Annotated in this window: 16 protein-coding genes; 15 read left to right on the top strand and 1 reads right to left on the bottom strand. The window is 34.9% G+C overall.

Features of this window, described 5'->3' with window-relative positions; genetic code table 11:
• Positions 1–4 precede the first annotated feature (4 nt).
• From nrdJ to BUB71_RS05925, 7 genes are all read left to right on the top strand, one after another.
• Complete coding sequence (nrdJ, locus tag BUB71_RS05950; protein ID WP_073153809.1) at positions 5–2239, top strand: ribonucleoside-triphosphate reductase, adenosylcobalamin-dependent; 2235 nt, start codon at positions 5–7, stop codon at positions 2237–2239.
• 57 nt (positions 2240–2296) lie between these two features.
• Positions 2297–2461 carry a hypothetical protein gene (locus BUB71_RS19450; RefSeq protein ID WP_175552295.1) on the top strand — a complete coding sequence of 55 codons (165 nt, stop codon included), beginning with the start codon at positions 2297–2299 and terminating at the stop codon, positions 2459–2461.
• The gene (dut, locus tag BUB71_RS05945) at positions 2458–2892 is read left to right on the top strand and encodes a dUTP diphosphatase (RefSeq protein ID WP_073153806.1); all 435 of its coding nucleotides are present in this window, start codon (positions 2458–2460) and stop codon (positions 2890–2892) included. The genes BUB71_RS19450 and dut overlap by 4 nt, the downstream gene beginning before the upstream one ends.
• A gap of 30 nt (positions 2893–2922) precedes the next feature.
• Entirely contained in the window at positions 2923–3675 is a 753-nt protein-coding gene (locus BUB71_RS05940) for a sigma factor-like helix-turn-helix DNA-binding protein (protein ID WP_073153802.1), read from the top strand.
• On the top strand, positions 3672–4316 hold the full coding sequence (locus BUB71_RS05935) for a deoxynucleotide monophosphate kinase family protein (RefSeq protein WP_084731164.1): 645 nt from the start codon (positions 3672–3674) through the stop codon (positions 4314–4316). The genes BUB71_RS05940 and BUB71_RS05935 overlap by 4 nt, the downstream gene beginning before the upstream one ends.
• A gap of 65 nt (positions 4317–4381) precedes the next feature.
• Positions 4382–4729, top strand: a complete 348-nt coding sequence (locus tag BUB71_RS05930) for a sigma factor-like helix-turn-helix DNA-binding protein (protein ID WP_073153798.1) — start codon at positions 4382–4384, stop codon at positions 4727–4729.
• 17 nt (positions 4730–4746) lie between these two features.
• The gene (locus BUB71_RS05925; protein WP_073153795.1) at positions 4747–5289 is read left to right on the top strand and encodes a hypothetical protein; all 543 of its coding nucleotides are present in this window, start codon (positions 4747–4749) and stop codon (positions 5287–5289) included.
• 89 nt (positions 5290–5378) lie between these two features.
• Here BUB71_RS05925 and BUB71_RS05920 read toward each other — a convergent pair whose 3' ends face one another.
• Positions 5379–6710, bottom strand: a complete 1332-nt coding sequence (locus tag BUB71_RS05920; RefSeq protein WP_073153791.1) for a helix-turn-helix domain-containing protein — start codon at positions 6708–6710, stop codon at positions 5379–5381.
• Between the two features lie 307 nt (positions 6711–7017).
• Here BUB71_RS05920 and BUB71_RS05915 point away from each other — a divergent pair, with 307 nt between their 5' ends.
• From BUB71_RS05915 to BUB71_RS05885, 8 genes are all read left to right on the top strand, one after another.
• Positions 7018–7248, top strand: coding sequence for a hypothetical protein (locus BUB71_RS05915; RefSeq protein WP_073153787.1), 231 nt, complete (start codon positions 7018–7020; stop codon positions 7246–7248).
• Between the two features lie 7 nt (positions 7249–7255).
• Positions 7256–7687, top strand: coding sequence for a hypothetical protein (locus BUB71_RS05910; RefSeq protein ID WP_073153784.1), 432 nt, complete (start codon positions 7256–7258; stop codon positions 7685–7687).
• Between the two features lie 160 nt (positions 7688–7847).
• Positions 7848–8180, top strand: a complete 333-nt coding sequence (locus BUB71_RS05905) for a hypothetical protein (protein ID WP_073153781.1) — start codon at positions 7848–7850, stop codon at positions 8178–8180.
• 81 nt (positions 8181–8261) lie between these two features.
• Positions 8262–8408, top strand: coding sequence for a hypothetical protein (locus BUB71_RS19445; protein ID WP_175552294.1), 147 nt, complete (start codon positions 8262–8264; stop codon positions 8406–8408).
• A 58-nt stretch (positions 8409–8466) separates the two neighbouring features.
• Complete coding sequence (locus BUB71_RS05900; RefSeq protein WP_073153777.1) at positions 8467–8937, top strand: lasso peptide biosynthesis protein; 471 nt, start codon at positions 8467–8469, stop codon at positions 8935–8937.
• 1 nt (position 8938) lies between these two features.
• Complete coding sequence (locus BUB71_RS05895) at positions 8939–10537, top strand: asparagine synthase-related protein (protein ID WP_073153774.1); 1599 nt, start codon at positions 8939–8941, stop codon at positions 10535–10537.
• On the top strand, positions 10515–10784 hold the full coding sequence (locus BUB71_RS05890; protein ID WP_073153771.1) for a PqqD family protein: 270 nt from the start codon (positions 10515–10517) through the stop codon (positions 10782–10784). Before BUB71_RS05895 ends, BUB71_RS05890 begins: the two co-directional genes overlap by 23 nt.
• Positions 10774–12501, top strand: coding sequence for an ABC transporter ATP-binding protein (locus BUB71_RS05885; protein ID WP_073153768.1), 1728 nt, complete (start codon positions 10774–10776; stop codon positions 12499–12501). Before BUB71_RS05890 ends, BUB71_RS05885 begins: the two co-directional genes overlap by 11 nt.
• Positions 12502–12561 lie beyond the last annotated feature (60 nt).

The raw sequence follows: 12561 nt of genomic DNA, 5'->3' as shown, positions 1-12561 counted from the left end.
GCAGATGAAAAAATTAATTAGTTTACCGGAATCATTCATTAGTCAATATAAAGGAAAAAATCCTGATTGGGGGTTTGATGGTTTAGGTTATGTAGTTTACTTACGAACCTATTCACGCAAGAAACCGAACGGCACCATGGAACAATGGTGGGAAACATGTCACCGAGTCACAGAAGGGAATTTTAATATTGAAGCTAACCGATTAAAAGAAATTGGGAAATGGACTGACAACCGAAAAGAAGAGCTAGTAAAGGAGATGAAGCGGTTTTATCATCTCTTTTTTAATTTGGTAATATGTCCACCTGGTCGCGGATTGTGGATGACTGGTACGGAATTTGCTGAGCGTGTTGGAGCCGCTGAGAATAATTGCTGGTTTGTATCAATGCGTCCTCAACCTTATGGGGATTCTAAAATTAAGCCTGTATTAGGCTTACCTAATACCCCTCTTCCCTCTTTTGCTGCTGCTTTCACCTTTGATAACTCAATGCTGGGAGGTGGAGTAGGGGTTAATGTTCAACAAAAAAATGTGGAGCAAATGCCTAAAGTAGCCCGAAAAGTAAATATAACTTTTGAATGTATAACTCATCACCCAGATTATAACAGTGAATTGAAGCCTTTGGGTGTTGTATCTAATTTCGAATTTATGAATTTTGATAGTCCCATTTTATCAATCAAAGATTCCCGTGAAGGATGGGTAAGAGCGTTAAGTCTAGTTATTGATAGTCATTTTATAGGTAGTTCATCTAATATTGTAATTGATTTATCCCGTATTCGCGCGAGAGGAACCGAAATTAAAGGATTTGGTGGTATTGCTTCGGGTCCTGCACCATTGGTTCAAATGTTACAGAGAGTAAATGAAATCCTAAACAATCGAGTAGGGGAGAAATTAACCTCCGTTGATTGGGGCGATATTATCCAGAATATCGGATGTTGTGTTGTGGCTGGAAATGTACGCCGTACTGCTTTAATTCTAATTGGTGATCAAGAGGGCAAGGATTTCGTGGAGTCCAAAAACTACAACCTAGAAAAGAATCAAATTGCCTCTCAATGGCGTTGGGCTAGTAATAATAGTGTGGATGTTAGTGAAGAAACTGATTTAGAAACGCTCAGGGAATTGGCTAAGAATATTTACTACAATGGGGAGCCTGGATATACAAATATCAATTTGTCCCGTAATTATGGGCGAATTGCAGATGGTTATCAAGAGGGGATTGATAAAGAGGTTGAAGGCTTTAATCCGTGTGGGGAAATCACCTTGCCTAATGCCTCACCATGTAACCTATTTGAAATCAATATACCTAAAATCCATGAGTTGATTTCAAGTGGGAAAGAACCTCGAACACTCTGCGAGGAAGTTTGTAAATTAGCAGCTCGATTTGCGTATAGAGTCACATTCCGTCCTTATGAGTGGGAAGCTACTAGAGATGTAGTATACCATCATAGACGGTTAGGAGTAGGAATAACAGGATTTACTGATTGGTTATTAATGAAATTTGAATCAATTGACGATCCTGGAATAAGGTACTATTTAGACAGTATGTATAGATGGGTGCAAATATATAATTTGGAACAAGCCTATGAGTTAGAAGCAGAACCATCAATAAAAGTTACAACAGTTAAACCCTCTGGGACATTGTCTTTACTTATGGGCGTTTCTGCTGGAATTCATCACCATTGGTCAAAGTACATGATTCGTAGAATTCGGGTTGCTGCAAATGCTCCTATTGTCCAAATGCTGAAAGAATGTGGTTATGATCACGAGCCCGTTTATCAAGGTGTAGACCAAAATGGGAACCCGATTTATGATTCGAATACTCTTGTATTCAGTTTCCCAATCGCTGCACCAACAGCCCATTTAGAAGGTTTCAAAGGTTCTGGAGAGGTTCCGTTACAAGAACAAGCTGCAAACCAGGCGTTATTGGCTAATTATTGGTCAGATAATGCAGTATCCGCAACTTTGACATTCAAGCAGGAGGAGGGCAAAGAGGAAGACAAGATTGAGGAAATAGCCCAGATTCTTGACCAATACAAAGGAGTAATCAAATCTACTTCCCTGTTACCTCATGCCGTGGGAACCTACCCACAAATGCCGCTTGAAGAGATTACAAAAGAGCAGTATGAGGAAATGAGCGCAAAAATCAAAAAGAAACCTTGGGAAATTACAGGCTTTAATCTTGTGAGTGAAGATGACGAGAATCTCATAGATGATTGCGAAGGTGGAGCATGTCCGATTCGCTAAGAACCAGACTAAAAAGTTTGGTTCTTTTTATATCCAAAAACAAAGGAGAAATGATAGATGACAAATTATAGTGAGCTTTACGATCTTTATAATTCGGGTGAAATTGATGTTGATAAAGTGGTTGGAACGATGTTCGGGTCAGTTAAATTTGATCCTGATCTATCTTATGAGAAACCTCGTAAGATCAAGAAAATCGAACGGAAAGGAAAGGTGAGTGCATGAAAATAAAAGTGAGAAAATTACATCCAAATGCCCAATTACCAGCACGCCAAACGATAGGTAGTGCTGGTTTTGATTTGTCAGCGGCAATTGATGAATTGATGGTAATCAAACCAGGGGAAACTCGTTTAGTTCCTACTGGGTTAGCGTTCGAGATAACAGGAGGGTATGAGATTCAAATTAGACCAAGATCAGGTCTCGCACTAAAGAACCAAGTAACTGTCCTTAATTCGCCTGGTACAATTGATTGTGATTTTCGTGGTGAGGTTGGGGTTATCTTAACCAACCTTGGAAAATCATCTTTTATCATTCATCCGGGTGATCGAATCGCCCAGATTGTGGTTCAAAAGTTGCCAGAGGTTGAATTCATAGAGGTTGCCAAAATCGAGAATACAGTGAGAGGAGATGGGGCTTTTGGTTCAACTGGAGTTTGATTTAACAAATATTGAAAAAGTCCGTTTATTATGAAATGGTCTGATAAGTTAGCAAAAGAGCTTTTGAGAATGAAGGATGTGGAAAATAAAAGCTACAAAGAGATTGCAGAAGTTTTAAATACAACAGTATCCAGTGTGAAACACAAATATATAAGGTTACACCAGTCTAAAAACAACGATAAACATCACCATCCTATTGAGAAGAAAGAACAGATTAACAGGGTTTTATCAAAGGATCAACAATATCGAATTCTGGAAACGCACGCTGGTAATGGTAATTTAACAAAGTTGTATCTGGAATTTGGAGAAGTGGTTGCACATGATATTGATCAAACCAAAATTTGCAGATTAGAGCAAATAAAGAATCCTAATTTAAAGATAATGAAATGTGATTCTTTCAAAAGAATTCATCACTATATTTATGAAAAACAAAAATTCAATGTTATTGATCTTGACCCTTATGGATACCCTTCAAGGTTTTTCCCTCACATATTTCAATTAATCGAGGAGGGTTATTTTTTTATGACGATTCCCAAAATAGGAGTTCAACAAGTTAACAAAATTATGATTGAACATTATCGTTTGTTTTGGGGGATGGATTTATCTGACAAGGAAAGTTATGTACAGAAGATAGATGCAAAAATGAAAGATTTTGCATTATGTTATTTTCGTACTTTAGATTTGATAGATTGTGTAGATTTGGGTCGTCTTTACCGTTTGGCATATAAAGTAAAAAAAGAATCAGCTTTTAATTTATTTGGATACGGAGGAATCAGAGGATGAATAAATTTGATATCGATTTTAAGAAACTGGTTCCACAATTTATGGAGCAGTATAGCGCGAATACAACTAATTTGAAATTAAAACAAAACACTCGAATTTTAGGTCTAATGGGGCAAGCAAGGTCGGGTAAGGATACTGTAGCAGATTACTTGATCGAGAATTACGGATATATCAAGTTCGCATTTGGTACCAAATTGAAAATAACCGCTAATGATTTATTTGGAGAATCCACTGCAAAGGATCGTGGTTTATATCAATGGTTCGGACAAGAATGCCGCAAGATTGATTCTGATATTTGGATTAAGTTAATGGTTGCAGATATTAATACCCATTTGAGCCTATTTGATGAGGTAGAGGAAGTTAAGTTTGTAATAACCGATATCCGACAGCCAAATGAAAGGCTTTGGGCTAAAGATCACGGTGTAAAGGTGATCAAAATAGAGACACCACTAGAAATGCGAATAGACCGAATAATTGAACGTGGTGATGAATGTACTTTGAAACAGTTAAGAGATGAAACGGAACGGATGTTAGAGGTAATGACTTATGATTTCTTAGTTGAGAATGAGGGATCACTTGATGATCTTAAAGATCAAGTAAATTCAATCATGGATTACAGGAGACTCAGCTTATACGCTTGAGTCTTTTTTTCTTTTCCCTTCGATGAACTAGGGGATGGAATTCAAACAGAAAAGGAGATGTAAATATGGGAAAAAGCGGATTTGTACCAGGGCAAGACGAGAGAAATTTTAACTATAAGTATCGAATTCGAGGACGGAAAGGAGTTCATAAGGTCTTAATGAATATCCATCGAATTCATGAACAAAGATATCAACGGACTGAATTAAACGATTTTTTAATTGATCTACAACGAGCTATACAAATAGCCGAGTTGACATCATTGGAAAATAACGTACTGATTTATAAATATGATCAAGTCAGTAACATACATGAAATAGCCCGAATTATGAATATATCAACCCGTCAAGTTAAGAGATTGATCAAGTCAGCATGTAGGAAAATAGCAGATATATTTAAGCAATGGGATTACTAGGAAGGAAGGGTGAAGAGATGGACTATAAAGAGCGATTTAAATTAGATGTGAATGGATTAATCCAAGAGAACGAATCTAATCGCGAGTTTAGAGTTGAGAAAATACAGAATTTAATTGATGGATATATAGACCAGGTTCCGAGAAATGAAAAATACCCACAAAATGAAAGGCCTGATTCTAGCCAACTTGAATGGTTGGCTAATTTTATTTTAAAAGAGGAATTTGAGGATAAGGACCCGTGGAAACGGAACCGTCATGAGTACCCAATATTAACAGATTATCAGTTGAAGAGACGACATAGTAAAGAAGTTTTAATCAGTCGTCTAACCAGCGATTCAGGAGAATGTCACATAGGAACAGATGGTATAGACTATAGTACTCGTAATAAAAAGATACCAATCAAAGAGCAATTAAGGCGTGAGTGGTATCCAATATGGATACAAAATAGGGAACGGATTTATGGGGTTGAGGATGAGTTTATAAAGGCGGCTAATAGTGAGAGGAAGCGGAAGGAAAGAGAGAGTAGGAGGCCAGGGGAACTAATTGTGTATTACAGTTGATATGAAATAAAAAGACAACCATCGTTTCAATGATGGTTATCTTTTTGAGAATTACAATCCGCTATGTTATATCATCATCTCCATGTAATTTATTCATTAATCTCACCTCCTTCTTCCTCTAACTCAAGGGCTAGTGAGAAAAGTCTGTTTAGATTTTGATTGTACATTGTCTGATCAGTCTCTTTCAATAATTTACCTAATTCTAATGTGCATTTGTACTCAAGTGATTTTAAATTGTGTTTTTTAGATAATTGCAACGCCTGTTCAAAATGTTCATATGCTTCTTCGTATTCCTTCAAATGATATGTGCTAATCCCAAGAGTGAGTCTGGCTTGTATATATCTCAGTATATGCGTTTTACTATCAATATTAGCTAGTGAAGATTGGAGTAAGTTTTTAGCCTTTCTCCACTTTTTTTGTTTGTTATATATCTCAGCTAGTTCTTTGTCTACAACTATGAGTTGATGTTTTTTGTTGTGATTGCTCAGTAAAAATTTTGCTGTTTCTAGGTATTCAATAGCTAAGGCATTTTTATGCATGGATTTTGTGATTATTCCTAGCGTTTTCCATAGCTCTCCTGCTCGTCCATGCTTATTATTTTGTATAGCTATTTCTAGTCCTTTTTCAATGGATTCGATTGCTTTACGATATAACCCTGACTTTTGTAAAATGATTGCATTTACGTCATACATGTTCAAGATAACATCAAGATGTTCAATTTCATTTATCTCGTTTTTGATTTTATTTAGGATGACTTGAGATTGCTCATTTTTATTGAGCAGTTCAAGATAAACGGCTTGATTCATCAGTATCACATGTTTTAAAAATTTCCGTTCTCCTTGTTCTATAAATGATTCTTCTGCTCTTTTTGCTAACTTTAGTGCGTTAGAAAAATTATTTTTCTTGTATTCGATTGACCCTAGCTCCACAAAGGCGTTCGCTTTAATGTTTGATTTAAGAGCGAATTCTGGATGGTTCTCAATCGATTGAATAGCCTTTTGAAAGTAATTTTCTGCCTCATTTACATTACCTTTTAATAAATATATTTTTGCTCTTAAAAAATGATGAGTAGCCTTTAATGTGTGAGACGGGTGTAAATCTAGTTCTTTTAGCTTTTCTAAGGCTAATTTAGGGTGATTATCTCTGACCAAATTCTCAATTATTGTTAGTTTTAGTTTGAGAGGCTTGTCTTGATCTTTTTCAACTGTTTGATTGTCAAGCATTGGTGATTTACTAAAGTCAAATCCCAAAATTCCACAATATTTTTTAATCATTTTGAGTCCAACTGAAGGATGACCATTTTCTATTTTGCTTGCCGATGCACCTGATAAACCCATTGAGTCAATGTCTTTAATAATTAAATTTTTACTTTTACGTAATTGCCTCAGTTGTTCCCCAAGAGCTTTGCGATCCAAATCCATTTAAATCACCTCTTTTGAAAAAGTTTATTTTTTTTTGCGAAAAGATGGTGTTTAGCGGTATTTTTCGGAAAATGAGAAATTATCCCTGTGTAATTTCGTGAATTTATTGTTTTTAGAATAGTAAAAAACGAAAATTAACGAAAAACAATCTATTTTTACGATTTGCTATACTTTGTTTTATTGTAGCAAAAATAATAGAATATGAATATAGGGACAGTCAAAAAAGTACAAACATTCCTGAGAGAAAGTAGTTAATTACATTAGTGTTTATATCAGGTTGAATTTAAACAAGAAAGGGGAGTCTATAATGGATTTCCAAGTTATTACTCAGTCGTTTGATAACGGAAGGAGGCAAATACAAAAAGTTTTAATGAAGGGTGATTTAATCGAAAGCAAGGAATTTCCAGAAATGAGGATTAAAAAAAGTGTTCGTGAACAGATAAAGGGAAAGGTAGAAATTCAAAGTTTTGGGGAAACAAGATATCTACCTTTCAAAATTAGTAATCAAATATATAATACACCCACTCATTGGAGTTGATCAAATCATGAAAACAAAATTAACACTTTGGGTCAATGAAGATGAGCAACGTGTATTGCAACTGGCATTACAAATGTACCAACAAAAATTGGTGTCAGCAATTACTAGTTCAGATTTTCAAGAGAAATTTATTCGACTAGAATTAGGAATGACAACAGAACTGATTTCACAGTTGGAGAAAAAACAATATCTTGTATCATTACCTACTATTATAAAGCAGAATGATTTGGTGAAAGAGGAATGTAAAATAAGTTTGAGAGATTTACAAAAAGGTGATGCCGCATCAATAATGACACATTCATCAACTGGCGATCTAATACAAGTTGTCTTTGATCAAAAAGATCGTGCATATTCGATTTTAGTCGATGGGAAGTTAGTAGTTAAAAATCAAGATATGTCACATGTTTCGAGAAAGTTAATGGAATTGTTTAAAGATTGAGTTGCTAGTTATGGAGTCGGGAGAGATTGAGAAACGGAAGAGCACCTTGACACAAAATAGTATTTGGCATGAGTTTCAGATAAAGTCCAGGTGATTAAAAGGTCTGTTCGGCAAGACCTTACAAGGTTACTTTTTTGAATGAAAAGGTGGAGGTTTCGTTGTGAGAAAGCTTCCTAAAGATGAACTAAGTAAATTGTATCTTGAAGATTGTTTTACTTACAGTGACTTAGCCAAACACTTTAAGTGTTCACCTAATACGATTCTCAGTAATCTTGAGCTTTATCGTATACCCAAGCTTTCAAAAGGAAATCATCTATCTAGGCAATTGAAACTATCTAATAATGAATTGAAGGAATTACTGTATGATCTATATTGGCAAAAAGAAATGTCTGTAAGTGCAATATCAGATTATCTTCAATCAACACCTTATACCATTTGGGCTAATTTGCGGCGGTTAGGAATTAATAGACGATTACCGAAACGGAAAAGTTAGATGTTGGAATAATTAAACTAGTATGAAAAAATGATTTATTTAGCTTTATAATAAAAGTATTAAAGCGAAAGGAGTATGATCATGATCAAAAAAATCAAGTTTGAAAAACCTTCGATTATGGCTGTAGGCGATTTGGAAAAACTCACAGGACAAAATGGAAAAAATAATGACGATGGAATGAAAACCCAGTGGTCTAAATTGGCTTCTAATGTACGTATCAATCTCTAATTACAACAAGGGTGCAATCATTGATTGCACCCTATTCTATCAAGAGGGGTGTAACTTAATGGATTATTATCAATCAATGATGACGGGATCAAGTGAAAATATATCTACTTCTAAGCTAACATTGCTTCAACTCTTTAAGGTGATTTACTCAACAGTGATTTCTATAATTAAGTACCATAACGTAGGGGCAATAAAATTGATGCATCAAGAAACTAAAGTTATGAGAAAACAGAGTTATGAAGACTATTTATTTGCTAGAAAGATTACTACTTTGACATTTGCTATATTGAATATATTTCGAAAAGATAAAGCTTTATGCATTGAGAGAGCTTCAGTGCTTTGTTATGTTCTTAGAAATTTAAACATTGAGGCTCAGGTAGTCATTGGATCAAAATCTGCGATGAATTCAACATTGGATTTTCCTTACCATGCTTGGGTTGAGGCTTTTGGAATACCAGTGAGTGATCCATCTGGGGTGAAAAATCACTTTAACGAATTACATCGTTTTCCTAAAATGGCAGGTGACTAAATTGTTTAAAAGATGCTCAGGGGAATTTTATTCAGACGCTAGCACATATATCAATATTGAAGGTGAAATCTGGGGCGGTCCCAGTAAGCTTTTAAGAATTATGTCAGGAAAAAATAGAGATTCAAACCAGGCGTTTTATAAACTGATTCAAGAAGATTATTCAATACTAAAGGAGATTGATGGTGCTTTTTTACTAGCTTTTTATGATCATGAGCATAAAAAAGGACTGTTGTATAAAAGCTTGGTTTGTCAAAAGTCGCTTTTTTATCGATATGATACAAATGGATTATTTTTTTCATCAGATATCGGGGAGGTTTTAAGAGATAAACCACTACTCAGTCAAGTAAATAAGAATAACCTATTACCTTTGGTATTAGGTGATATTTTGAATAAAGATACTTATTTTAATGATGTATACCGTCTTACAGCAGGGAATGTATTGATTTTCGAAGAAGGAAAAATCAGAATAGAATGTCTAGATTACTTAGAGCAAGGAATATATAAAGAAAAAAGTATGGAAGACTTTATAAATCTAGCAAGTGAAATTATGAGAACTACTATCCGAAAGAGATTAGATTTACAGGATCCGATTGGGGTGATTTTAAGTGGTGGGATGGACTCTTCATCTGTAGCTGCATTTTTAAAAAAAGAAGGACATCAGGTAGAAGCATTCCATTGGTCCTTTAGTGGGACGCCAGCCGATGAATCACGATATGCAAAAGATGTTGCAAACTTTTTATCAATTCCTTTTACAGAGATTGATGGAATTGAGTTAATTAACAAAGCTTCTTACCTTCCTAAGTGGAATCAACTAATACCATATAATCACGGTTATTATGAGTTATACCAAAAGACTATCACTGAGTGTAAAAAAAGAGGTTTAAAAGCAATAGCAACAGGAAATTTAGGCGATAACATTTTTGGAGGAAATGACTCAGTTTCGATTAAAACAATTTTTAAAAATTTCCCTTTTCAGCAAGCATTACGATATATTTACGAAGCCTGGGGAACACCAAAAATAAAAGAAGATAGTGAGATCCACCCTAGGTACAAATGGTATGCTCCAATTTTAACGGAAAAGGCTTTAGACAATATAAATACACAAAATATTTTACAGGATCAGGCTTCTCAATTTGTCGCTTTATCAGATATAGATAGAGATATGATTTTAAGTGAGAGCGAAGGAGATATCAGATTTTTCGATTTGTTTTCAAGCAAAGAATTAATGGAATGGTCGCTATCACTTCCTTCTGTTTATAAGGATTTGCCAACTGGTGGGCAGTGGGTAGATAAGTTTATTCAACGCGCAATGTTTATTGATGTATTGCCGCCAAGTTGTATTGCTAGGAATCATAAACAAGTGATGACAGCGTTTCATGAAATTTATGTTATCAGAAATAGAGATCAGGTTACTTCGATATTAAATGAACAAGCATACCTGACCCAATTTAATATTATTGATCCAATAAAGATTAAATCTATGGAAAATAATCAATTAGCCCTATCAGCTTCAGCGTTAATAGCGTGCTGTATGGTAGAGCTTTGGTTAAAAAAACTAGAGAGGGAGGATTTAAAGAATGTCACTTTATCAAGTAAATAATTGGATCAAAATTAGTGCTTTATATGATGAGATGTCAGTTTTAGATGCTCGAAATGGGGTTTACTACCAATTGAATAAGAGTGCTCAAATTATGTGGAATGCAATATTAAATGAGAAAAATGATGAAGAGTCTCTAAAAGCAATATATAGACAGGTAGATGGAGATAAAGAAGAGATTCAAAATGAGTATCAAGACTTCAAAAAGCAGCTTATTAACGAAGGGTGGATTAAAAGGAATGAAGGTTGATAAAGCTAATTATGCAGTGGTCAAATTGATTAAGAGAAAATTAAGATATTTGATCATAGGTGGAGGATTAACGCTTATTGCGATTGGTTTTAATCTGGCTGTACCGTGGGTAATGAAAATCATTGTGGACCAGGCGATACCTCATCAGAACTGGTCTCTTTTATTATATTCACTTTTTGGTTTAATCTTGTTACCCATTATTGCCACCTTGTTTGATAATTGGGGTGGTTTACATAATCATAAAATCGGTGGGTTCGTAACTGATCAATTAAGAAAAGGCATTTTTTATAAGCTATTGCATTTGCCTCCTAAAATTTATCATAATTTTAAGACAGGAGATATAGCAGCAAGGATTTATAGTTGTGGGGAGATTGGGGACTTATACATTACACAGTGTTTGATTCCTGGAATTTTCAATTCTCTGATATTTATTAGCATATTAGTAATCATGTTCATAATGTCATGGAAGTTGTCAGTAACAGTCATGATACTTTTACCAGCTATGTACTACCTTTCCACTAAATATTTGCAAAAATCAAGGAAGCTAGCGGAAGAAGTAATGGATTTACAAACGGACCTTAATAATTATTCTCAAGAATTTGTCTCGGGGTTAAAAACTGTACAAACATTTACACAGGAGGAAAATGAGTTTAATTATCAATCTAATTGGATTGATTCCTATCGAAAAGTTAGAAATCGTACTTTTGTTATATATTCATTTTCTGATCTTTTGATTGAGGGGCAACGATCTATAGGATTGGGGATTCTTTTTGCTTTTGGAGCTTATCAAATTTTTAACAGTGAAATGACGGTTGGTGCTCTAATTGCATTTACAGTATATTTCCCTCAATTGTTTGGCGCACTTGAAAAAATTCAGTTTGCCATTGCTAAGACGTTTGAATATCGTCCAAAGCTAAAACTGATCACTGAAATCATAGAATTAGAAGAAAGAAATGACCTTCCATCAGTAGCTATTAGTGACTGTTCAGGTAGTATAGAATTTCAGAATGTTACTTTCTCTTACAATGAGGGTCGTGGTGAAGTATCTGATCTTAATTTTGAAATTAAATCAGGGGAGTTTTTGGGAATTGTAGGACCGTCAGGTGGAGGAAAGTCGACTATTTTAGATTTAATTATGCGTTTTTATGATCCTAACAAAGGACAGATATTTTTAGATGGTAAAGACTTAAAGACAATAAGCCTTCACGATCTAAGAAACCATATCAGTCTTGTTTCACAAGATACATTTATGTGGAATAGATCGATTCGCGAGAATTTAATGTATGCAAAGAGAGATGCTACAGAAGAGGAACTTATTAGGGTATGCAAACAGGCACAACTTTATGATTTTATCGAACAACTGCCTGAAGGATTTAATACAGTAATCGGTGAGAGAGGAATTAAAATATCAGGTGGAGAAAAACAAAGACTGGCAATAGCTAGGTCTTTACTCAGAAATCCAAAAGTTTTATTAATGGATGAACCAACATCTGCGTTAGATGCGAGAACCGAAGCTCTACTCCAAAAGAATTTACAGTCGATTTTTGAAGGTAAGACTGCTGTTGTTGTAGCTCACCGTTTGGCTACTGTTCGAGATGCGGATAGGATTATAGTTATTGAGAATGGACAAGTGCATGAGATGGGAAATCATAGGGAGTTAATGGAAAATCAATCTGTTTATTATCGCTTATTTAATGAGCAATACAAAACTTCTTGAGAAATGCGGGTCGCAAGCTCGCGTTTTTTGTTACAATGTTTTGGGAAACCTAGGAAAAAC

This window comes from Seinonella peptonophila (genome assembly GCF_900129355.1).
Taxonomy (GTDB): Bacteria; Bacillota; Bacilli; order Thermoactinomycetales; family Thermoactinomycetaceae; genus Seinonella; species Seinonella peptonophila.
The sequence above is the reverse complement of the archived record's forward strand: the minus strand, read 5'-3'. Positions and strand labels throughout refer to the sequence as shown.

Coding starts and splice junctions, on each gene's coding strand:
- BUB71_RS05920 (WP_073153791.1), bottom strand. CDS start 6,710: ATGGATTTGGATCGCAAAGCTCTTGGGGAACAACTGAGGCAATTACGT.
- BUB71_RS05940 (WP_073153802.1), top strand. CDS start 2,923: ATGAAATGGTCTGATAAGTTAGCAAAAGAGCTTTTGAGAATGAAGGAT.
- BUB71_RS05915 (WP_073153787.1), top strand. CDS start 7,018: ATGGATTTCCAAGTTATTACTCAGTCGTTTGATAACGGAAGGAGGCAA.
- BUB71_RS19450 (WP_175552295.1), top strand. CDS start 2,297: ATGACAAATTATAGTGAGCTTTACGATCTTTATAATTCGGGTGAAATT.
- BUB71_RS05890 (WP_073153771.1), top strand. CDS start 10,515: ATGTCACTTTATCAAGTAAATAATTGGATCAAAATTAGTGCTTTATAT.
- nrdJ (WP_073153809.1), top strand. CDS start 5: ATGAAAAAATTAATTAGTTTACCGGAATCATTCATTAGTCAATATAAA.
- BUB71_RS05900 (WP_073153777.1), top strand. CDS start 8,467: ATGGATTATTATCAATCAATGATGACGGGATCAAGTGAAAATATATCT.
- BUB71_RS05885 (WP_073153768.1), top strand. CDS start 10,774: ATGAAGGTTGATAAAGCTAATTATGCAGTGGTCAAATTGATTAAGAGA.
- BUB71_RS05930 (WP_073153798.1), top strand. CDS start 4,382: ATGGGAAAAAGCGGATTTGTACCAGGGCAAGACGAGAGAAATTTTAAC.
- BUB71_RS05910 (WP_073153784.1), top strand. CDS start 7,256: ATGAAAACAAAATTAACACTTTGGGTCAATGAAGATGAGCAACGTGTA.
- dut (WP_073153806.1), top strand. CDS start 2,458: ATGAAAATAAAAGTGAGAAAATTACATCCAAATGCCCAATTACCAGCA.
- BUB71_RS19445 (WP_175552294.1), top strand. CDS start 8,262: ATGATCAAAAAAATCAAGTTTGAAAAACCTTCGATTATGGCTGTAGGC.
- BUB71_RS05935 (WP_084731164.1), top strand. CDS start 3,672: ATGAATAAATTTGATATCGATTTTAAGAAACTGGTTCCACAATTTATG.
- BUB71_RS05925 (WP_073153795.1), top strand. CDS start 4,747: ATGGACTATAAAGAGCGATTTAAATTAGATGTGAATGGATTAATCCAA.